Source organism: Brevundimonas vesicularis (genome assembly GCF_027105095.1).
GTDB lineage: Bacteria > Pseudomonadota > Alphaproteobacteria > Caulobacterales > Caulobacteraceae > Brevundimonas > Brevundimonas vesicularis_E.
In genome coordinates, this window is record NZ_CP114278.1 from 630,631 (window position 1) to 650,221 (window position 19,591).

Genomic DNA, 19,591 nt, shown 5'->3' on the forward strand with positions numbered 1-19,591 from the left:
GTGACGGGGGCGATCCATGCGCCTAAGTGTAGCGCTGACCATGATCTTGTTTCGGAGCATTCCATGCATAGACGCCAGCTTCTCATCGCGGGCGGCAGCCTGATGGCCCTGTCGGCCTGCGCTTCCACAGGCGCGACCTCGGGCGGGTCCGCTGCGGCGCCGTCCGCCGCCAGCGTCGCCGAGGAAGCGCGCATCGCCCGCGCCGTCCTGCCTAGCCAGACGCCGCGCGCCGAGCTGCTGCAGGCCTGGACCGGGAAGTATGATGGCGTTCCGCCCTTCGACAAGGTGACGCCGGCCAAGCTGCGCGAAGCCATGCTGGAAGGCATCGAACTACAACGCGCCGACATCGCAGCCATCGCGAACAACCCCGAGGCCCCGACGTTCGCCAACACCATGGCGGCGCTGGAGCTGGCCGGCGAGCCGCTGGACCGGGCGGCCAACGTTTATGGCGTGATGACCTCCAACATCGGCGGCGAAGCCTATGACGCGGTCGACACCGAGCTGTCGCCGCTGCTGTCGGCCGCCTCGGACGAGATCACCTTCAACGAGAAGCTATTCCAGCGGGTCAAGACCGTCGCCGACACTGCGGACGCGGCGGGCCTCAGCGCCCAGCAGAAGCGTCTGGCCGAGCGCCGCCGCGACGCCTTCATCCGTTCGGGCGCCAATCTGGACGCGGCCGGCAAGGCCGAACTGGGCCGGATCAACACCGCCCTGTCCAACGCCTTCACCCGCTTTGGCCAGAAGGTCGTCGCCGATGAGAATTCCTGGACGCTGATTCCCAACGAGGCCGGCGTGCGAGGCCTGCCGGACTCCAACAAGGCGGCCGCCGCCAGCGCCGCGCGCAGCCGCAACCTGCAAGGCTGGGCGATCCTGAACACGCGTTCGGCGGTCGATCCCTTCCTGACCTTCGCCGACGACCGCGCCCTGCGCGAGCAGGTCTGGAAGAAGTTCGTCAATCGCGGCGACAACGGCGACGCCAACGACACCAACTCGACCATCGCCGAGATCGTGAAGCTGCGCGACCAGCGCGCCGAGCTGTTGGGCTATCGCAACCACGCCGAACTGCGCATGCAGGACACGATGGCCAAGACCCCGGCCAATGCTCAGGCCCTGATGGACCGCGTCTGGGCGCCGGCCAAGGCCCGCGTCGCCGAGGAAGTCGCCGACATGAAGGCGATCGCCGGCTTCGACATCGAGCCGTGGGACTACCTCTACTTCGCCGAGAAGGTGCGCAAGGCCAAGTACGACCTGGATCATAACCAGCTGAAGCCCTACTTCGAGCTGAACGCGGTCCGCGCCGGCTCGTTTGCTATGGCCGAGCGCCTGTACGGCTTCCAGTTCAAGAAGCTGCCAAAGGGATCGGTGCCGACGTTCGAGCCCGACGTCGAAGCCTATGAGGTCTATGACAAGAGCCGCGATGGTCGCCTGATCGGTCTGTACTACACCGACGACTACGCCCGTCCGGGCAAGCGTTCGGGCGCCTGGATGACCACCTATCGGTCCTTCTCGCAGCTGGACGGCTCCAAGGTCATTCTGGCCTCGAACAACAACAACTTCACCAAGCCGGAGCCGGGCGAGCCCGTTCTGATCTCGCTGGATGACGCCGAGACCCTGTTCCACGAGTTCGGCCACGCCCTGCACTATCTGTCGTCGGTGGTGACCTATCCGTCGTACGGCAACACGCCGCGCGACTTCGTCGAATATCCGTCGCAGGTGCACGAGCACTGGGTGCTGAGCCGCCCGATCTTGGACGGCTATCTGAAGCACTATCAGACAGGCGCGGCCATGCCGGCCGAATTGGTCAACAAGATCGAGGCCGCCGCCACCTTCAACCAGGGCTATGCGACGGTCAGCTATCTGTCCTCGGCCATCGTCGACATGGACCTGCACACCCAGGCCGTGCCGCCGACCGACATCGACGCGTTCGAAAAGGCCAGCCTGGTGCGGATCGGCATGCCCAAGGAGATCGTGATGCGGCACCGCCTGCCGCAGTTCAATCACCTGTTCACGTCGGACGCCTATTCGGCGGGCTACTACAGCTATCTGTGGTCCGAGACGATGGACGCCGACACCTGGGCCTATTTCGAAGAGTCGGGCGACGTCTTCAATCCGGACATCGCCGGCCGCTTCAAGTCGATCATGCTGGCCCCCGGCAACACCACGGACCGCGCCGAAGCCTATCGCGCCTTCCGCGGCCGCGACCCGGACGTGGCGGCCCTGCTGAAGGTCCGGGGCTTCCCGGTTTCCTGATCAAAGGCGCTACCGCACTTCGCGCGACTTGAGCGCACTCGTGAACCTGACGGCCGGCGGAGTGATCCGCCGGCCGTTTCGTTTGGCGGAAACCTGGCCTAGAGCAGGTCGAGACCTGCGCAGATTCCGGAACCCCGCATGACCGTCGTCGCCTCCTACGTCTATCGTGACGGCCAACGCGTGCGGGAGGCGCCGCTGACGCCCGAGGGGCTGGCGCTGGAGCCGGGCGAGTATGTCTGGATCGGACTCTATGAACCGACGGACGCTGAGATCGACGTCCTAGTGGAACGGTTCAAGCTGCATCCGCTGGCGGTCGAGGACGCCCTGGCGGCGCACCAGATGCCCAAGGTCGAGGTCTATGGCCGTGAGCTGTTCGTCGTGGCGCGCACGGCGATGAAGATCGATGACCGGCTGGCTTATGGCGAAACGCACGCCTTCGTCGGCGACGACCATGTGGTCAGCATCCGTCATGGCTCGGCCCGCGCCCACAACCATTTACGCACACAGCTGGAAGCCTCGCCCTTGCAGCTCAAGAAGGGCCCCGATTTCGTCCTGCACGGCATTCTGGATTTCATCGTCGACGCCTATGCGCCCATCGTCGACGATGTCGAGGACAGTGTTCTGGAGATGGAGCAGCGGACGCTGGACGCCTTTCTGTCGCGCCTGGAAATCCGCCGGCTGTTCACCCTGCGCCGCGAACTGTTGAAGTTCCGGCGCATTCTGGGGCCGATGGAAGAGGTGCTGGGACGGCTCCAGTCTCTGGACCTGCCCTGTATCGATCCGGACGTGCGGCCCTATTTCCGCGACGTGGGCGACCACGTGCGGCGGGTGAACAGCCGGCTGGGGGGCTTGAACGACATCCTGTCATCGGTGTTCGAAGTCGCCAATCTGCTGGAGCAGCAACGTCAGGGCCTGATCACGCGCAAGCTGGCCGCCTGGGCCGCCATCCTGGCCGTGCCGACCGCCATCGCCGGCATCTACGGCATGAACTTCGAACACATGCCCGAGCTGCGCTGGGAATACGGATACTATGCGGTCCTGGGCGTGATCGCGGCCATCTGCGCGGCGCTGTATGTGACGTTCAAACGGACGAAGTGGCTGTAGTCAGCCGCTGTTTCGCAGGCCTGCCGCCACGCCGTTGATGGCCAGAAGGATGCCCTCGCGGACGCGGGGGTCGTCGTCGCCTGCGCGGCGGCGACGGATCAGTTCGATCTGGACATGGTTCAGCGGCTCGACATAGGGCATGCGCAGCCGGATCAGCCGGTCCAGCTCGGGCTGGCCGCCCAGCAGGGCGTCATGGCCGGTGATGGCCAGGATGGCGTCGTGGGTGCGCTGCCACTCCTCGCGGATTTCACCATAGATGCGCGAAGCCAGAGAGGCGTCGGGGACAAGGGTGGCGTAGCGGCGGGCGATGGTCATGTCGGACTTGGCCATGACCATCTCCATGTTCTGGACCAGCGTCTTGAAGAAGGGCCAGGCCTCGGCCATCGCCTTCAGCTCGTCCATGTCCTTGCCCTGGACCGCCGAGCCGAAGCCGAACCAGCCGGGCAGCATGACCCGGCTCTGCGACCAGCTGAACACCCAGGGAATGGCCCGCAGATCTTCGATCCGCGTTGAGGCGGTGCGCGACGAGGGCCGCGAGCCGATCTTCAGATCGGCGATCTCGGCGATGGGAGTGGCGGCGCGGTAGTAGTCGACGAAGCCGTCGGTCTCATAGACCAGCTTGCGATAGGCGGCCATCGAACGCGCCGACAGGTCCGACAGGGTCGCGCCGTGTTCGGCGGTGAAGGCGTGATCCGTCCCCTTGCCCAGCGAGGCCAGCATGGCGCCGCAGGTCAGGGCGTCCAGATTGCGAAGCGCGATTTCCGGCTCGCCGTATTTGTTGGCGATGACCTCGCCCTGCTCGGTGGTGCGGATGCGGCCTTGGACCGTGCCTTCGGGCTGGGCCAGGACGCCAGCGAAGGCCGAGCCGCCGCCACGCCCGACCGTGCCGCCGCGCCCGTGGAACAGTTGCAGCTTCAGCCCGTGTTTCTGCGTCACCTCGACCAGGGCGCGCGAGGCCTCGTGCAACTCCCAGCCCGAGGTCAGATAGGAGCCGTCCTTGTTCGAATCCGAATAGCCGATCATCACCTCCTGGACCCCGCGCGCCTTGGCGACGGCGAGGGCGGAGGGCTCCTGCAGCAGCCGCTCCAGGGTGGGGCGCGCGGCCCGAAGGTCTTCGATGGTCTCGAACAGAGGCGCGGCCTGGATGGGACAGGCGGCGGGGTCTTCGGGTCGGTAAAGACCGACCTCCTTGAGCAGCAGATAGATTTCCAGCAGGTCGGACGCCGCATCCGTCTTGGACACGATGTGGGTGCGGATCGCCTGGGGTCCGAAGGCGGCGAGCGCGGTTGCGGCCGCCTGAAGGATGGCGCGTTCCTTCAGCGTTTCCGGCTCATAGTCGGCATAGGGGCTGAACAGCAGGCGCGACGAGGCCAGTTCGGCGGCCAGCACCTTCAGGCGACCTTCCTCGTCCAGCGCCAGATAGTCGGACTGGACGCCCGCAACCTTCAGCAGGTCGGCGACGACGCGTTCATGGACGTCGGCGTTCTGGCGCATGTCCAGGGTCGCCATATGGAAGCCGAACACCTCGACCGCCGTGATCAGATCGCTGAGCCGGTCGTCGGCGAAGACGCCGCCGTGGTGCGACACCAGGCTGTCGTGCAGCGTCTTCAGATCGGCCTCGAAGGCGTCGGGGCCGGGATAGGGTTCGGCCTGGACCGCGGGGCGACGGGGCGGAGGGGCGTCGCCCAGCTTTTCGTGGGTGGCGGCCAGGCGGGCATAGACGCCGGTCAGGGCGCGGCGATAGGGCTCGTCCGCGCGGTGGGGCGACGGATCGTGGGCGGCGTCGGCCAGGGCCTGGAGTTCCGGCGACACCTGAGCCAGTTCGGCCGCGAGGCTGAGTTCGGCGCCCAGGGCGTGGACCTCGTCCAGATAGAAGGTCAGCACGGCCCGCGCCTGGGTGCGGAAGGCGGCGGCCATCACCGTGGCGTCCACGTTCGGATTGCCGTCGCGGTCGCCGCCGACCCAGGTGCCGACGCGCATGAAGGGCTTCAGCTCGGGCGCCTCCAGCAACCGCCGCCAGGCCGACAACTGCTTGGGCGCGACGTGCAGGAAGATGCGGTCCAGGAAGGAGACCACGGTGTCGATCTCGTCCTGCACCACCAGCCCCTGGGTGCGGACCAGGCGCGTGGCCCAAAGGATGACGATCTGGCGGCGCAGCGGTTCGGCGATGGCGTCTAGGGTGCAGGCGTCGCCGGCCTTGTCGCAGGTGTCCAGCAGGTCGGTGATGGCGGCGATGCGGTCGATGACGCTCTTGCGCCGGACTTCGGACGGGTGGGCGGTAAGGACGGGCGAGATCAGCGACTGATCCAGCAGGGCGCGCACGGCCTCGCGGCCCACGCCCTGATCGTCCAGACGCTTCAGCGCGCCTTCGGGCGTGTCGGGCCGGGCGCCGGCTACGGCCTGGCTCTGGGCGCGACGACGGGTCGAGCGGTCCTCGGCGATATTGGCCAGCAGCGAGAACAAGGCGAAGCCGTGCGCCAGACCGGCCGCCTGATCCACCGACATGGCGGTCAGCAGCTTCTCCAGACGCTTCGCAGGGTGTGAGGCCGGGTCGCGGTGATAGGCGATCGAGGCCTGACGCACCGCCTCGACGTGGTTGAACAGGGCCTGACCGCCCTCGTCGCGGATGATGTCGCCCAGAATGCCGCCCAGCAGTCGAACTTCGTCACGCAGGGCGTCGTCGGCGGCGGGGCTCATCATTTCAAATATCCTGGGACGGCTTGGGGTCGGCGCGGGGAGATGGGCATCTGGAAGGGCGAAGTCGCCCGCGTCAACGCACGATCCGTGACAGCCGCTACCAGAAATCACCGCGTCGATCATGGTGAACCGCCCGTTAGGGTTTCTTAACCGACGGCGCGCGATGATGCGGGCGTAGGATTCCAGATCGGTTCCACTCTTGCCCATGTTCGCCAAACGCCAATCCGCACTCGCCGCCACCGCCGGGACCGCCCCGCGCGCCAAGGACGGCCCGAGCCTGAAGCCTGTCGTCGACGCCCTGAAGAGACCGCCGGTTGCCGCGGGTCTGGCGGGCTTGCTGCTGCTCAGCACCAGCGCCCTGTTCCTGACGGTGCTGGGTGATCCCAAGGCGGGAACACCGTCGGCCCATGTCGCGCTGGAACGCGAGGCGCCCGCACCGCCAGCGCCGGCCCCGACGGGTTTCGAAGCCTTCTCCATGGGCGCGATGGGGCTGTATCAAAATCTGGCGGGCGGTGCCGATCCGGCGGCAGGCGGCGACGCCGTCATCACCCTGCCGGACGGCGGCAGCGTCTCGGGTCAGGGGGCGCCGATCACGGCGCCGGTCCACGCCGCCTCGCCCCTGGCAAAGGCCCCCATCGCCGGTCTGTCGCAGCCCGGATCGAACGGTCCCCTGCCGATGATCGCGCCGGACGGCCGCGTGCCGGCCCAGGCTTATGCTCGCCCGTTCCGTCCGAACGGAAAGCCGCGCGTGTCGCTGATCGTCGGCGGCCTGGGCCTGAACGCCGTCACCACCCGCGCGGCCATCGAACGGTTGCCGCCGGAGGTCACGCTCAGCTTCGTGCCCTATGCGGACAATCTGCAGGGCTGGATCGACCAGGCGCGCGCACAGGGCCATGAGGTCATGCTGGAAATGCCGATGGAGCCGACCGGCTATCCCGACAACGACCCCGGCCCCTATACGCTGCTGGCCGACGGCGGCGCCGATGACGTGACCGCCAAGATGGACTGGCTGCTGAGCCGCGCCACGGGCTATTTCGGCGTGACCAACTACCTGGGCGACCGGTTCGCCGGGTCGGACACCGGCATGAACGCCTTCCTGAGCGTCCTGCGCCAGCGCGGCGTCGCCTTCCTGGACGACGGCTCGTTCCAGCGTCGACCGGGCGCCTGGGCGCGGGCCAGCGCGGACCGCGTCATCGACCGGACCCAGTCGCCCGCCGCCATTGTCGCCGCCCTGAACGGTCTGGAAGCCCAGGCCAAGCTGCGCGGCTCGGCCCTGGGGACCGGCTTCAGCTATCCGGTGACGGTCGAAGCCGCCGCCCGCTGGACCGCCGGTCTGGAACAACGCGGCCTGCAACTGGCGCCGGCCTCGTCCATGTCGATGCGGCCGGGACGCTAGTGTCCAGTCTCGACGCCTATCGCCCCAATGTGGGGGTCGTGCTGTTCAACCGCGAGGGTCTGGTCTGGTACGGCCAGCGGCACGCCACGCCCGGCCCGCATAACTGGCAGTTCCCGCAAGGCGGCGTCGATGCGGGCGAGGATCTGGAAGCCGCCGCCCGCCGCGAACTGCGTGAGGAAACCGGCGTCACCTCGATCGAACTGCTGGCGCGGACGGACGACTGGATCCTGTACGACTTCCCGCCCGAAGCCATAAACAACGCCAAGGCCTGGCGCGGTTTCAAGGGTCAAAAGCAGCAGTGGTTCGCCTTCCGCTTCACCGGCGACGAGGCCGAGATCGATCTGGCGGCCGACGACGAGATCGAGTTCGACGCCTGGCGCTGGGGGCCGCTGTCGGACGCCTGCGACCTGATCGTGCCGTTCAAACGCCCGGCCTATGAACAAGTCGTCGCCGCCTTCTCGCACCTGGCGGCATAAAAAAGGGCGGCGCGAACGCCGCCCTTTCATAGTTCGCCTTGAAACGGCTTAGGCCGCTTCAGCCTTCTTTTCGGCCTGGCCTTCGATCAGCGGCTGGCCGGCGCCGATCTCGATACGGCGGGGCTTCAGCGCCTCGGGCAGCTCGCGCTTCAGCGAGATCGACAGCAGGCCGTTGACCAGGTTGGCGTCGTTGACGACGACATAGTCGGCCAGCTGGAACCGGCGCTCGAAATCGCGCTCGGCCAGGCCGCGATGCAGATAGGTCTTCTGCGTCGCCGTATCGTCGTTGGCGGTCTTGCGGCCGGTCACGGTGAGCAGGTTTTCCTTCACCTCGATGTTCAGCTCGTCGGGGCTGAAGCCGGCGACGGCGATCTCGATGCGATAGGCGTTCTCGCCCGTGGTCTCGATGTTGTAGGGGGGATAGCCCGTGTCCTGGCTGGTCGCGCGCGAGGCGTTTTCCAGCAGATTGGCCAGACGGTCGAAGCCGACGGCCGAACGGTACAGCGGGGTGAAATCATAGGTACGCATCAGCATCCTCCTGAGGATCAGCAAGGTTGAGCCGCCCGGCGTTTTGGCCCGGACGGTAGGAGATCAGATCGACGACCCGAAACCGGCGCCGTCAGTCTGGAGAACCCGAAATCGGCGTCCTCGGAAGCCGAGATGGGAACCGACGAAACGGCGTCAAGGGTCCCGTCCGGACGATTTTTGCTTGCGTCAAATCCGCCTGTGTCTCGCGAAGTTCATTTGCGCGGGCGGCCCGCCTGCCTATGGAGAACGACCTGAACCTGGAGCCCTCGATCATGCGCCTTGCCGTCTACGGCCTCGCCGCCGTCCTGCTGTCCGCCGCCCCCGCCCTGGCTCAACAGTCGCCCCAGACCCAGGGCGCGTGGACACCGCCGCGTTCGGCCCTGTCCAGCGCCATGCCGACGTTCTCCGACGACACGGCCTTGCAGACCGCCATCGCGGCCGAGACCCGGCCCGCCGCCGACCGGGCGCGCGACGTCTATCGTCATCCGTATGAATCCCTGACCTTCTGGGGGCTGACGCCGGGCATGACGGTTGTGGAGATCGAGCCGGGCGGCGCCAGCTGGTGGCGGCACATTCTGGAGCCCTATGCGGCGGCAACCGCCGGTCGCTATGTGCCGGTCAATCGCCCGCTGGAAAGCATGGGCGTGGCGGACGGAACCGCCGACTTCATCCTGGTGGCTCGCGCCTTCCACAACTGGTCGCGTAACGACCGGACCCAGCCGTATCTGCAGGCCTTCTTCAAGGCCTTGAAGCCCGGCGGCGTGCTGGCCGTCGAACAGCACCGCAGCGCGGAGGGTCTGAATGTCGCTGACGTCGCCTCCACCGGCTATGTGCCTGAAAGCTATGTGATCCATGAGGCGCGCAACGCCGGCTTCGTGCTGGAGGCGCGCAGCGAACTGAACGCCAATGCCAAGGACGACCACGATCACCCGTTCGGGGTCTGGACCCTGCCGCCGATCCGCCAGTCGGCTGCGCGCAACGACCCGTCGGGCCGCACCCTGACGCCCGAGGAACGCGCCGCCTTCGACGCCATCGGCGAGAGCGATCGGATGACCCTGCGTTTCCGCAAGCCCGAATAGGCTGTCTTGCGTTTTGACCGGACCTGCGAACCCGATTAAGCCCAAGGCGTCAGGGTGCGTCGGACGCGGGTCCCGGCGTCCTGCGGAGGTTTTGAATGGCTGATCGTCTGGCGAGCGCGAGCGGATTGTCGCGTCGGTTTCTGCTGAGCGGCGCTGCGGCGCTGGGGCTGACCGGCGTGGCGGCTTGCGGGCGCAAGGACGAGGCCGCAAAGGCGCCCGCCGCGCCGCCCACACCCGCAGGGCCGCCGGAAGGCTCGCTGGAATGGGCGGTCGAGGGGTCGTGGCGCTCGGCCCAGGACAAGGCGCGCGACGCCTTCCGTCACCCGATGGAGACGCTGCGGTTCTTCGGGCTCCAACCCAAGATGACGGTGGTGGAGTTCTGGCCCGGCAGCGGCTGGTACACCGAAATCCTGGCCCCCTATCTGGCAAAGGGGGCGGGAACCTATGTCGCCGCCCTGTTCCCCGAGGGGCCGACCGCCGATCCGGCGCAGGCCGTGCTGAACACCGCCTTCCGCACCCGGTTCTCCAGCGACAAGAAGCTCTATGGGGAACCGCAGTTTTCGGTCTTCGGCGCGGGGTCCGGCCCGGTGATCGCGGCGGGCACGGCCGAGATGTGCCTGTTCATGCGAACCCTGCATGGCTGGATGGCGGCGGGCATTGCGGAGAAGGCCTTCGCCGACGCCTTCGCCGCCCTGCGCCCCGGCGGTATCCTGGGCATCGAACAGCACCGGCTAGCCCCTGCGCAGGATCAGGACCCGGTCGCGGCCAACGGTTATGTGCAGGAAGCCTTCGTGCGCCAGTTGGCGGCTGAGGCGGGCTTCGTCTTCGTCGAGGCGTCCGAGATCAACGCCAATCCGGAAGACACCAAGGATCACCCGTTCGGCGTCGACACCCTGGCGCCCACGCGCCTGACGGCGCCGCGCGGCGAACCGGCGGACCCCGCCTTCGACCGATCCAAATATGACGCGATCGGCGAGAGCGATCGCATGACCTTGAAGTTCAGGAAGCCCGAGTGAACCGCGCCCAAGCCTTCGCCGCCAACGCCCCGCTGATGGGGGTTCCCGGCGCCGCCCCGCCGCCCGGCGGAAAGGGCGACTGGTTTCGCGGCGCGGGCGGAATGCGCCTGCGCGCCGGGCTGTGGAAGCCGTCTCATCTCGCTGCGGACAAGGTGCTCGGCACCGTCGTGCTCAGCCCCGGCCGCACCGAGCCGATCGAGAAATACTATGAGGTGATCGGCAACTTCCTGGCGCGCGGCTGGTGCGTGCTGACCCACGACTGGCGGGGCCAAGGGCTGTCGGCCCGCCTGCTGCCCGACCGGCTGAAGGGTCACGCCCGTGCGGTCGAGGAGTTTCTGGACGACTACAACCGCCTGCTGAACGCCTATGAGGACCAGTGCCCCAAGCCCTGGATCATGGTGGGCCATTCGATGGGCGCGTGCCTGAACCTGTTGTCGCTGGAGAGCGGCGAGGACCGGTTCGCCGGCGCAGTCCTGTCCAGCCCCATGCTGCGCATCAAGACCGGCAAACGGTCGATGTGGTCGGTCAAGCTGGTGGTGCGCTGGAACATCCGCCACGGCCAGGCGGGCGACTATATCCTGGGCGACCCCGACGATCCGTTCGACCACAACTTCGCCGAAGACGCCCTGACCTCGGACGAGACCCGCTATGAGATGTGGCGTCAGCAGCTCTACGCCTGTCCGCACCTGGCCATCGGCGGTCCGACCTATGGCTGGCTGGCCTTTGCGCTGGACGCCGGCGAGCGCGCGCTGAAGCCCAAGGCCCTGAAGGCGGTCAAGGCGCCGGTCGTGATCGTCCAGGCCAGCGCCGACGACGTGGTGTGGAAACAGACCAACCAATGGGCCGCCAAACGCATCCCGCGCGGTCGCTACGTCGAGGTCGCCGGCGCCAAGCACGAGGTCATCATGGAGGCCGACGACCTGCGCGCGGTCTTCCTGAACGAATTCGACGCCATGGCCGATCTGGTTGCGCCTGCGGCCGACGCGGTCACGGACCCGGCGGCGAGGACTGCGGACGTGACGGCGGAGATGTCGTCGGTCAGCTAGGCGGCTGGCGCGGCGGCCAGAACGCGAAGGCCCGCCGCCAGAATGTCTTCGCCTTCGGGCACAGTCACGTCCGGCTGCATCAGCTAACGGGGCTGGCCTTTCACGTCATAGACGGGTTCGGCGGAATACTGGGCTTTGACGCCGGTGCGGTCGAGGGTGATGGGAAAGACCGCCGCGCCCAGCCCCATCATGGGCGTGCCGACGACCGTGGCGCGACCCAGCCCCCGCATGCCCATGGGAAAACCCTCGGCCATGCTGCCGCTCCAGTGGTTCGTCAGGACCACGACAGGGCGGACGTAGGTGAAGGGCCCGCGCGGCTCGACCGTCTCGGTCCAGAAGTCGCCGAGGCCTCGCCCCTGCCGCCGCCGCATCTGGGCGTAGGGCTTCGTCTCACTGATGAACCGGCCCATGATCGGGCGCGCGATGGCGGTATCGCCCCCTCCGTTGTCACGCACGTCGATGATCAGGCCAGGCGCGTCGCGGAACTCGGCCAGGGCCTGATCAAAGCTTTCGGTCACTGCGTCGTCAGCAAAGCTGCGAATGGCGACATAACCGACGCGGTCGTCCAGCCTGCGCCATTCGACATTCGGCTTGGGTGCAGATTGGCGGATCGGAAGCAGCAGGTCGCGCGGCGAGGCTGATCCGGTCGCCACCTGATAGCGACGCGGCTGACCGCGACGGCCGGCGATGGCGCTGTTCAGGGCATAGGCCTGGGCCGCCTGATCCGGCCGGCTCAGGCATTTCGGCAGCAGATCGTGGGCCACCGCCGCGACCGGGCGGTCGTCCACGGTCAGGATCACGTCGCCGAGACGAAGGCCGACCTCAGACGCCACGCTGTCTTCGTCTATGGCGGTCACCACGGCCTGGCCGTTACGCCAATCGGCGATCAGATCCGAAATCGGCAATCTTGGAGAACCGGCGGGCGGGTCCGCCAGCGAGGTATGGGGATCGTAGAGTTCGGCCAGGGTGCGACGTAGAACCTCGGCGAAGGCTTCGTCGGACTCCGCCGATCGCGCCATCGGACGATACAAGGCTCGGACGTGATCCCAATCGGTGCGTTTGTCGGAAAAGAAGCAGTAGCGATCCCGCAGGGTCTCCCACAACTCATCGAAATCGTTCAGGAAAGTGACGTCGTGATCGGGTTCGGCCGCCCACGCTGCCCTGCCTATCGCAGGTGTCACCGCAGCCCCCAGCGCGGCCTTCAACATGAGGCGCCGATCCATCTTCGTCCCGCTCCGTAAGCAATCGTCTCGCTATTTGTGGACCGCAGGCGCGGGATTGAACCAGTTAAACTCCTGTAAGCCCCTCGGCGCGCCAGCGTCGGTCGATCGTCTGGGTGACGCCGCATAGCTGCAGGAAGGCGACGGCGACGCCGGGTCCGGTCTCGGCCTTCACCAGAAGGGGAAGAACGATCCACTCGCGCGGGAAGCGCATGACCATCACGTCGTCGCTGGCGCGCAGGTGCGGGCAGTATTTCATCGAGCGGTCGACGCAGCGACGGTGCAGGGGCGCGATCGAGCCGGCGTCGATCATGACCCGGTCGTCGGCGATGTCGGCGCGAACCTGACCGCCGCGCGCCCTGAGCTGACCGGCGCATCGTCGCGCGGCGATCTGGGTCCAGCGATCGCCTTCCTCAGTCGGCTCGCCGCACATAGGGCACAGCATGCGCGCGACCGTGAGACGTTGTCGGACCAGATGGTTCTTTGAATATTGCGGCTTGCCGGCGCCGGGCGCGCTGGCCTTGCATCAGGGCGAGACGACCGCCGACGGTTCGGCATGGTGCGGCGCCCGTAATCTCTTCTCCGGTCCAGCTCGTGACCCAGGGCGCGTCGACGCCGACAACCAGTTTGGACTGCCCAGCCATCGAAATCCGTCCCCTCAACCGTCCGCACCCTGACGCCGTCTCTCGACCTGCGTCAATATGCGCCAGCTCGTAGATTCAGGCGGCCGCGCGTTTCAGCGTCACCAGCGCCTGGTCGATCAGGCGCGCGTCGCCGACGGCCAGGACCTGGCCCCTGTCGTCCGGCGCTGCGCCGCGCCAGTTCACGACCTTGCCGCCCGCCGCCTCGATGACAGGCACGAGGGCGGACCAGTCCCAGGGCTTCAGGCTGGTCTCGGCGACCAGATCCATCTTGCCCGCCGCCACCATGGCGTAGGCGTAGGCGTCGCAGCCCAGGCGCGCCAGGCGAGCGGTCGCACGCACCTGGGTCCAGGCGCCCAGTTCCGCGCCGTTGAAGATGTCGGGGTCCGTGGTCGAGATGACGGCGTGGGTCAGCTTCTCGCAGGATCGCACGGCCAGCGGCGTCTCGACGTCGCCGCGCAACAGGCGCGCGCCGGACGGGCCGCCGATAAAGATTTCGTCCAGATAGGGCTGGGCGATGACGCCGACGGTCGGCTTGCCGGCCGTGCGAAGGGCGATCAGCGTGGTCCACAGCGGCAGGCCTGAAATGAAGGCGCGCGTGCCGTCGATGGGATCCAGCACCCAGACGTGCTCGGCGTCCGGCCGATCCTCGCCATACTCCTCGCCGATGACGCCGTGGTCGGGATAGCGGGCGGCGATCAGGCGGCGGATGGCGGCCTCGGCCTGTTTGTCGGCTTCCGTGACGGGATCGAAGCCGGCCGGGCCGCCCTTGTCCTCATGCCCGATGTCCGAGCGGAAGAAGGGTAGGGTCACGCGCGCGGCTTCACGCGCCAGTTCGATGGCGAAGGCTTCGTATTCGGTCATGGCGCTCCCTTATCGCGCTTTCGCCGGCATGGGCGCCCCTTGAGACGTGCAGATCAGGGAGACGCGCAGATCAGGCGGCGGCCGCGTCGTCCGCATGCAGGGATTTGGCCAGATCCAGCAAACGCCGGCGGGGCCGTTCGTCCAACTGATAGTAGGCCTGGATCAGATCCAGCGTTTCCTTGCGCGAAAAGACCTCGCCGCCCTTGGGCGTCGGTGCGTCGGCCTCAATCGCCTCGGCCAGGCCATCGTAGAAATAGGCGACGGGCGTTTCGAGCGCCTCGGCCAACTGCCACAGGCGCGCGGCGGAGATGCGGTTGGCGCCGCATTCGTACTTCTGGATTTGCTGAAAGCGGATGCCGACCTGAACAGCCAACTGCTGCTGGGTCAGGCCAAGCAGGCGGCGACGGCGGCGCAGGCGGCGGCCCAGATGAAGGTCGATGTCGTCGGCCATGACGGTGATCCTCGTCTCAACGTCTGTCCCGATGCGGGACGACACGCGTCGACCACGGCAATCGTCGTGCCGGATCGCGCCGGAGGCGAATTCGGCCTTATTGCGGCGAGGTTGGAGCCAGGACGCAACCGTATGGCCCGAGCCGCATTTACTGCAACAGCTTGGCTTTTAAAGGAAGGAACCACAGCATGGGTCTCGGAATCATTGGTTGGCTCGTCATCGGCATCGTCGCCGGCTGGCTGGCTGAAAAGGTCATGGGTCGCAATCACGGCCTGCTGACGAACCTGATCGTCGGCGTCATCGGCGCTCTGATCGGCGGCTTCATCGCTGCAAACGTCTTCGGTACGCCGGTTGGCGGCTTCAACTTCGTCACCCTGATCGTGGCGTTCCTGGGCGCCTGCCTGCTGCTGTTCCTGTTGGGGTTGGTCAAGCGTCGCGCTTGATCCGGCAGTAGGTCGATAAGGAAAAGGGCGGCTCTCGCGAGCCGCCCTTTTTGCTGCGTCATTGTCAGGGCTGGATTGCGGGCAGACGAAAGGGCGGCCGGGAAACCCGACCGCCCTTGATCATCCAGCCTTGGAAGACTGTCTTATTGCGGCTCGGTCGGAGCTGGCGTGGCGCTGTCCGGGGCGGGAGCAGCCGGTTCCGTCGTAGCGGGTTCCGCAGTGGTGGGGTCCGTGGGCTCGGCGGCGGGCTCAGCCGTCGGTTCGGCCATCGGATCAGAAGCCGGGGCGGGAGTTGCCGCCGGAGCCGCCGGGGCGCCGGCGATCGGAGCGGCGGCGTCGAACTCGGCCTTGGTGTACGCCACCACGACGCCGGTTCCTTCCTGGCGGATTCCGCTCAGCGGCACGGCGCGAAGCTGGCCGTCGGCGCCGCGAACGGTGAGTTCCTGCTTGCCTTCGGCATTGTTCTGAACGCCTTCCAGCTTGCCCAGCTCGCCATCAGGACCGGAAACGCTCGATCCGGGGTTCAGCGACAGCGATTGCTGCGAGGACGCAGCGGCGGCAGGCGCGGCGGCGGGAGCGGGCGTGGCTTCTTGCGCCAGAGCCGGCGCGACGGTCATGAAAGCGGCGGCGGCGCCAACCAGAAGAGCGGTCTTGATATTCATGGGTCATCCCCAGTTGCACGGGCCCGACGCCCGCACCCCTATATACTCCCCCTGTTACGGATTGTTTCGTGTGCCCCGAAATGACCTTGGCAGCGCCCCGGTTGGACGATTCTTGGTCTATGTTCGGGCGATCCGCGATTCGAGAGGCCACGTTTGTCCAGCCGCCCCCGGCATACATCCGGTCTGATCCGCCGACTGGCGGGACTGGCCTTCGAGCTGACGCCTCAGATCTTTGCTGTGCTGGCCTTCGGCGCAGGCGCGCTGATGCTGGCCTCTGCCGTGACGCCCGAGTTCGACGGTCGACTGCGTCAGCTGACCGGCGTGGTGTCCCCGATCCTGATCGACCTGTCGCACTTCGTCGGCAGCATCGCCGGTTTCCTTCTTCTGCTGTTGTCGGCCGGTCTGTGGCGGCGTCGGCGCGGCGCCTATTGGGCGGCCCTGCTGGTCCTGGCGGCCGGGGCGGTGTTTTCGGTGCTGAAGGGTTTGGACTGGCAGCAGGCGACGGATCTGCTGGTCGTCGCCGCCCTGCTGGCGCCGTGCCGCACGGCTTTCAACCGGCGCTCGCGGCTCAGCGAGCCGCTGCGGCCCAGCTGGCTGTTGCTGCTGACGGCGGTCGTGGCGGCCATGCTGTGGCTGGGCTTCTTCGCCTATCGCGACGTGGCCTACAATGACGAGCTGTGGTGGCGCTTCCTCAGCGATCGTCAGGCGTCGGGTTTCCTGCGGGCCGGGCTGGTTCTGGCGATCCTGACGCTGGTGGTGGCCGGCCGCTCGCTGTTGAGTTCGCCGGGCGCCCACAGTCATGGTCCGGCCAGCAAGGCTGACATCGATCGCGCGCTCCAGGCGTTGCAGGCGGCGAATAGGGCGACACCAGAGGCCTGGCTTGCCATGCTGGGCGACAAGGCGCTGATGTTCAGCCCATCGGGTTCCAGCTTCCTGGCCTATCGCGTGCGAGGCCGGCGCTGGATCGCCATGGGCGAACCGGCAGGGCTGAAGAGCGAGCGGCTGGAGCTGCTGTGGTCCTTCACCGAGATGGCCGACAGCTATGGCGGGGCGGCGGTCTTCTATTCGGTCAGCGAGGAGGTGCTGGGTGATCTGGCGACCATGGGGCTGGCGGTGCGAAAGGTCGGCGAGACGGCCGTGATCGACGCCCACCGGTTTTCTTTGGAGGGCAAGGGCAAGCAGAATCTGCGCACGGCCATCAATCGCGCCGAGCGTGAAGGCTCCTTGTTCGAGGTTCTACCGCCCGGTTCGGCCGCAGCGATCGCGGACGAACTGCGCGAGATTTCGGACGCCTGGCTCGCCATGCACGAGGGGTCGGAGAAATCCTTCTCCCTGGGGCGCTTCGACGTCGACTATCTGGACCTGACGCCGCTGGCGGTGGTCAAGGAGGGCGGCCGCATCGTCGCCTTCGCCAATCTGCTGACCTCGCCGGACGAAGCGGCGGTGGATCTGATGCGCCATCGGCCGGACGCGCCGCATGGGGTGATGGACTATCTGTTCATTCGCTGCGCCCAGTGGGCCAAGGCCGAGGGCTTGGCCAGCTTCGACCTGGGCATGGCGCCGCTGGCTGGGCTGGAGGATCGTCGCATCGCGCCGGTCTTCGCTCGCGTCGGCGCCCTGGTGTTCGAGGAGGGCGGGGCGCTCTATGGCTTCCAGGGTCTGCGCAGCTACAAGGCCAAGTTCGGCCCGGACTGGCGCTCGCGCTTCATCGCCGCGCCGGTTTCGACGCCGCTGCCGCTGGCCCTGCTGGACGTCGCTCTGCTGACCAGCGGCGGCTGGCTGGGAATGCTGGGGCTGAAGAAGGCCTAGGTCAGCAGCGCCTTCAGCACGCCGTCCAGCACCGGGCGGCCGCGCTCGGTGGCGATCAGTCGCTCGGCCTTCAGCATCAGGAATCCGTCGGCGATCAGGTCCGCGACCGGCGCGCCTTCAGGCGACAGGCCGCGCGCTGACAGCAGGGCGACAGGCGCGCCTTCGGTGGTGCGCAAGGCCAGAAGCAAACGTTCTTCGGCGGCGTCGACTGGGGTCTGGGCGTCGCGCTCGGACCAAGGCGTGAGGCCCGAGACGCCCGCCACATAGTCGGCGATGCGGCGGTGGGCGACGGTCGCGGTCCTGACGCCGTCCAGCGTCAGCCGGCCATGGGCGCCGGGGCCGACACCCAGATAGTCGCCGCCGCGCCAGACATGCAGATTGTGCGACGACCGGGCGGCGGGACCGCGCGCATGGTTGGACACCTCATAGGCTTCGAAGCCGGCGGCCGAGAGGACATCCTGGGTGGTTTCGTAGAGGGATGCGGCCCGGTCCTCGTCCGGCGGGGTCAGGGTTCCGCGTGCGAAGGCCCGACCAAAGGCGGTCGTCGGCTCTATGGTCAGCTGATAGGGCGAGACGTGTTCGAACCCGAGCGCCAGCGCCGCCGTCAATTCGGCGGCCCAATCTTCAGGCCTCTGGTCCGGGCGGGCGTAGATCAGGTCGATGGACAGGCGGTCGAAGGCGCGGCGGGCCAGATCGACCGCGCGCAGGGCCTCGGCCGCCGAATGCTCGCGACCCAGAAAACGCAGGGCGGCGTCGTCCAGCGCCTGAACCCCCATCGACAAGCGGTTGATCCCGGCGTCGGCCAGGGCGGCGAACCGGCCGGCCTCGGCGTCCGTGGGATTGGCCTCCAGCGTAATCTCGATGTCGCCGGCGGGCGGGAACAGATCGCGGGTCGCCGCCACGATGCGCGCGACGGCGTCGGGCGCCATCAGCGACGGCGTGCCGCCGCCGAAGAAGATCGAGGCCAGCCGTCGCGGGCCTGTCAGATTCCTCTGGGCACGCAGATCGGCCAGGATCGCCTCGACCAGCCCGGCCTGTTCCTCGGTGCGCCCGCGATCGCGCACGACGTTGAAATCACAGTAGGGGCAGATGCGCGCGCAATAGGGCCAATGGACGTAGAGGCCGACGTCCGATCCCGGATCAAGCGGATCAGTCAATCAGGGCGGCTCTCAGCTTGGCGAAGGCGACGGTGCGGTGGCTGATGGCGTCCTTGGCCGCCGGCTCCATCTCGCCGAAGGTCCGGTCGCCGCCAGTCGGAATGAAGAGCGGGTCGTAACCGAATCCGCGATCCCCGCGTGGGGGGAAGGTCAGCTGGCCGTGAACCTCGCCCTGGACCACGACGCAGGGGCCGTCCGGCCAGGCGACCGCCAGGGCCGAGGTGAACCAGGCGGTTCGGTCCGTCGCGCCGATCTCTTCCAGCCGCTCCTCGACCTTCTTCATGGCGACGGCGAAATCCTTGCCCGGCCCGGCCCAGCGCGCAGAGAAGATGCCCGGCGCGCCATCCAGCGCCGCGACCGACAGGCCGGAATCGTCGGCCAGCGAAACCTCGCCCGACAGTTCCGCCGCGTGGCGCGCCTTCAGCATGGCGTTGCCGGTGAAGGTGCTCTCCGTTTCGTCGGGTTCGGGCAGTTTCAGTTGGCCTGCGGTGACGAGTTCGTAATTTCCGCCCAGCAGCGCCGAGATTTCAGGAATCTTGCCGGCGTTGTGCGTCGCCACGACGATCCGCATCCCTTTGATAATCTTGAGATTCATCGTCGATCACGTTCCTGAAACAGTCTATTGCCAAAGTTTAATATCGTTAAACGATATGTAACGTGCCTTTTTCGTCCGCACGGCCTATCTATTGATCGTCCGGAACGAGGTCGCAGCGTTCAGGACTTCCGGAAAACCGGGAACGATCATGCGGCTA

General features: G+C 67.3%; 18 protein-coding genes. 9 read left to right on the forward strand and 9 right to left on the reverse strand.

Annotation, left to right across the window (positions count from 1 at the left end):
* Positions 1 to 63: 63 nt before the first annotated feature.
* Together O2K97_RS03040 and O2K97_RS03045 are read left to right on the forward strand one after the other, a co-directional pair.
* Positions 64 to 2,250, forward strand: a complete 2,187-nt coding sequence (locus O2K97_RS03040; RefSeq protein ID WP_269220396.1) for a M3 family metallopeptidase — start codon at positions 64 to 66, stop codon at positions 2,248 to 2,250.
* A gap of 138 nt (positions 2,251 to 2,388) precedes the next feature.
* On the forward strand, positions 2,389 to 3,354 hold the full coding sequence (locus O2K97_RS03045) for a magnesium and cobalt transport protein CorA (RefSeq protein WP_269220397.1): 966 nt from the start codon (positions 2,389 to 2,391) through the stop codon (positions 3,352 to 3,354).
* Here the strand turns inward: O2K97_RS03045 and ppc are convergent, their stop codons facing one another.
* Entirely contained in the window at positions 3,355 to 6,054 is a 2,700-nt protein-coding gene (ppc, locus tag O2K97_RS03050; RefSeq protein WP_331276136.1) for a phosphoenolpyruvate carboxylase, read from the reverse strand. It lies immediately after the preceding gene.
* A gap of 202 nt (positions 6,055 to 6,256) precedes the next feature.
* On the opposite strand from ppc, the gene O2K97_RS03055 reads away from it, so the two are divergent.
* Entirely contained in the window at positions 6,257 to 7,447 is a 1,191-nt protein-coding gene (locus O2K97_RS03055; RefSeq protein WP_269221094.1) for a divergent polysaccharide deacetylase family protein, read from the forward strand.
* Positions 7,447 to 7,923, forward strand: coding sequence for an RNA pyrophosphohydrolase (locus O2K97_RS03060; protein ID WP_269220398.1), 477 nt, complete (start codon positions 7,447 to 7,449; stop codon positions 7,921 to 7,923). Before O2K97_RS03055 ends, O2K97_RS03060 begins: the two co-directional genes overlap by 1 nt.
* 48 nt (positions 7,924 to 7,971) lie before the next feature.
* On the opposite strand, the gene O2K97_RS03065 is transcribed toward O2K97_RS03060, so the two are convergent.
* A complete protein-coding gene (locus O2K97_RS03065) occupies positions 7,972 to 8,451 on the reverse strand; it encodes an Hsp20 family protein (protein ID WP_026108379.1) in 480 nt (159 codons plus the stop codon).
* Between the two features lie 272 nt (positions 8,452 to 8,723).
* Between O2K97_RS03065 and O2K97_RS03070 the strand changes: the two genes are divergently transcribed.
* The 3 genes from O2K97_RS03070 to O2K97_RS03080 all read left to right on the forward strand — a co-directional run bounded on the left by O2K97_RS03070 (position 8,724) and on the right by O2K97_RS03080 (position 11,592).
* Complete coding sequence (locus O2K97_RS03070; RefSeq protein WP_269220399.1) at positions 8,724 to 9,530, forward strand: class I SAM-dependent methyltransferase; 807 nt, start codon at positions 8,724 to 8,726, stop codon at positions 9,528 to 9,530.
* 95 nt (positions 9,531 to 9,625) lie between these two features.
* The gene (locus O2K97_RS03075) at positions 9,626 to 10,546 is read left to right on the forward strand and encodes a class I SAM-dependent methyltransferase (RefSeq protein ID WP_066628098.1); all 921 of its coding nucleotides are present in this window, start codon (positions 9,626 to 9,628) and stop codon (positions 10,544 to 10,546) included.
* A complete protein-coding gene (locus tag O2K97_RS03080; RefSeq protein WP_269220400.1) occupies positions 10,543 to 11,592 on the forward strand; it encodes an alpha/beta fold hydrolase in 1,050 nt (349 codons plus the stop codon). Before O2K97_RS03075 ends, O2K97_RS03080 begins: the two co-directional genes overlap by 4 nt.
* An 83-nt stretch (positions 11,593 to 11,675) precedes the next feature.
* Here the strand turns inward: O2K97_RS03080 and O2K97_RS03085 are convergent, their stop codons facing one another.
* From O2K97_RS03085 to O2K97_RS03100, 4 genes are all read right to left on the reverse strand, one after another.
* Positions 11,676 to 12,815 (reverse strand): S41 family peptidase, encoded by a 1,140-nt coding sequence (locus O2K97_RS03085; RefSeq protein WP_269220401.1) that lies wholly within the window; start codon positions 12,813 to 12,815, stop codon positions 11,676 to 11,678.
* A gap of 64 nt (positions 12,816 to 12,879) precedes the next feature.
* Entirely contained in the window at positions 12,880 to 13,257 is a 378-nt protein-coding gene (locus O2K97_RS03090) for a hypothetical protein (protein ID WP_269220402.1), read from the reverse strand.
* A 274-nt stretch (positions 13,258 to 13,531) separates the two neighbouring features.
* Positions 13,532 to 14,317 (reverse strand): histidinol-phosphatase, encoded by a 786-nt coding sequence (hisN, locus tag O2K97_RS03095; protein WP_269220403.1) that lies wholly within the window; start codon positions 14,315 to 14,317, stop codon positions 13,532 to 13,534.
* 70 nt (positions 14,318 to 14,387) lie between these two features.
* Entirely contained in the window at positions 14,388 to 14,777 is a 390-nt protein-coding gene (locus tag O2K97_RS03100; protein WP_269221095.1) for a helix-turn-helix domain-containing protein, read from the reverse strand.
* 179 nt (positions 14,778 to 14,956) lie between these two features.
* Between O2K97_RS03100 and O2K97_RS03105 the strand changes: the two genes are divergently transcribed.
* Positions 14,957 to 15,211 (forward strand): GlsB/YeaQ/YmgE family stress response membrane protein, encoded by a 255-nt coding sequence (locus tag O2K97_RS03105; protein WP_112863308.1) that lies wholly within the window; start codon positions 14,957 to 14,959, stop codon positions 15,209 to 15,211.
* 143 nt (positions 15,212 to 15,354) lie between these two features.
* On the opposite strand, the gene O2K97_RS03110 is transcribed toward O2K97_RS03105, so the two are convergent.
* A complete protein-coding gene (locus O2K97_RS03110; protein ID WP_269220404.1) occupies positions 15,355 to 15,873 on the reverse strand; it encodes a hypothetical protein in 519 nt (172 codons plus the stop codon).
* 153 nt (positions 15,874 to 16,026) lie between these two features.
* On the opposite strand from O2K97_RS03110, the gene O2K97_RS03115 reads away from it, so the two are divergent.
* On the forward strand, positions 16,027 to 17,682 hold the full coding sequence (locus tag O2K97_RS03115) for a GNAT family N-acetyltransferase (protein ID WP_269220405.1): 1,656 nt from the start codon (positions 16,027 to 16,029) through the stop codon (positions 17,680 to 17,682).
* Here the strand turns inward: O2K97_RS03115 and hemW are convergent.
* Together hemW and rdgB are read right to left on the reverse strand one after the other, a co-directional pair.
* Entirely contained in the window at positions 17,679 to 18,839 is a 1,161-nt protein-coding gene (gene hemW / locus O2K97_RS03120) for a radical SAM family heme chaperone HemW (RefSeq protein ID WP_269220406.1), read from the reverse strand. The genes O2K97_RS03115 and hemW overlap by 4 nt on opposite strands.
* Positions 18,832 to 19,434 (reverse strand): RdgB/HAM1 family non-canonical purine NTP pyrophosphatase, encoded by a 603-nt coding sequence (gene rdgB / locus O2K97_RS03125; RefSeq protein ID WP_269220407.1) that lies wholly within the window; start codon positions 19,432 to 19,434, stop codon positions 18,832 to 18,834. The genes hemW and rdgB overlap by 8 nt, the downstream gene beginning before the upstream one ends.
* Positions 19,435 to 19,591 lie beyond the last annotated feature (157 nt).

Coding starts and splice junctions, on each gene's coding strand:
- O2K97_RS03040 (WP_269220396.1), top strand. CDS start 64: ATGCATAGACGCCAGCTTCTCATCGCGGGCGGCAGCCTGATGGCCCTG.
- O2K97_RS03045 (WP_269220397.1), top strand. CDS start 2,389: ATGACCGTCGTCGCCTCCTACGTCTATCGTGACGGCCAACGCGTGCGG.
- ppc (WP_331276136.1), bottom strand. CDS start 6,054: ATGATGAGCCCCGCCGCCGACGACGCCCTGCGTGACGAAGTTCGACTG.
- O2K97_RS03055 (WP_269221094.1), top strand. CDS start 6,257: ATGTTCGCCAAACGCCAATCCGCACTCGCCGCCACCGCCGGGACCGCC.
- O2K97_RS03065 (WP_026108379.1), bottom strand. CDS start 8,451: ATGCGTACCTATGATTTCACCCCGCTGTACCGTTCGGCCGTCGGCTTC.
- O2K97_RS03070 (WP_269220399.1), top strand. CDS start 8,724: ATGCGCCTTGCCGTCTACGGCCTCGCCGCCGTCCTGCTGTCCGCCGCC.
- O2K97_RS03075 (WP_066628098.1), top strand. CDS start 9,626: ATGGCTGATCGTCTGGCGAGCGCGAGCGGATTGTCGCGTCGGTTTCTG.
- O2K97_RS03085 (WP_269220401.1), bottom strand. CDS start 12,815: ATGGATCGGCGCCTCATGTTGAAGGCCGCGCTGGGGGCTGCGGTGACA.
- O2K97_RS03090 (WP_269220402.1), bottom strand. CDS start 13,257: ATGCTGTGCCCTATGTGCGGCGAGCCGACTGAGGAAGGCGATCGCTGG.
- hisN (WP_269220403.1), bottom strand. CDS start 14,317: ATGACCGAATACGAAGCCTTCGCCATCGAACTGGCGCGTGAAGCCGCG.
- O2K97_RS03105 (WP_112863308.1), top strand. CDS start 14,957: ATGGGTCTCGGAATCATTGGTTGGCTCGTCATCGGCATCGTCGCCGGC.
- O2K97_RS03110 (WP_269220404.1), bottom strand. CDS start 15,873: ATGAATATCAAGACCGCTCTTCTGGTTGGCGCCGCCGCCGCTTTCATG.
- rdgB (WP_269220407.1), bottom strand. CDS start 19,434: ATGAATCTCAAGATTATCAAAGGGATGCGGATCGTCGTGGCGACGCAC.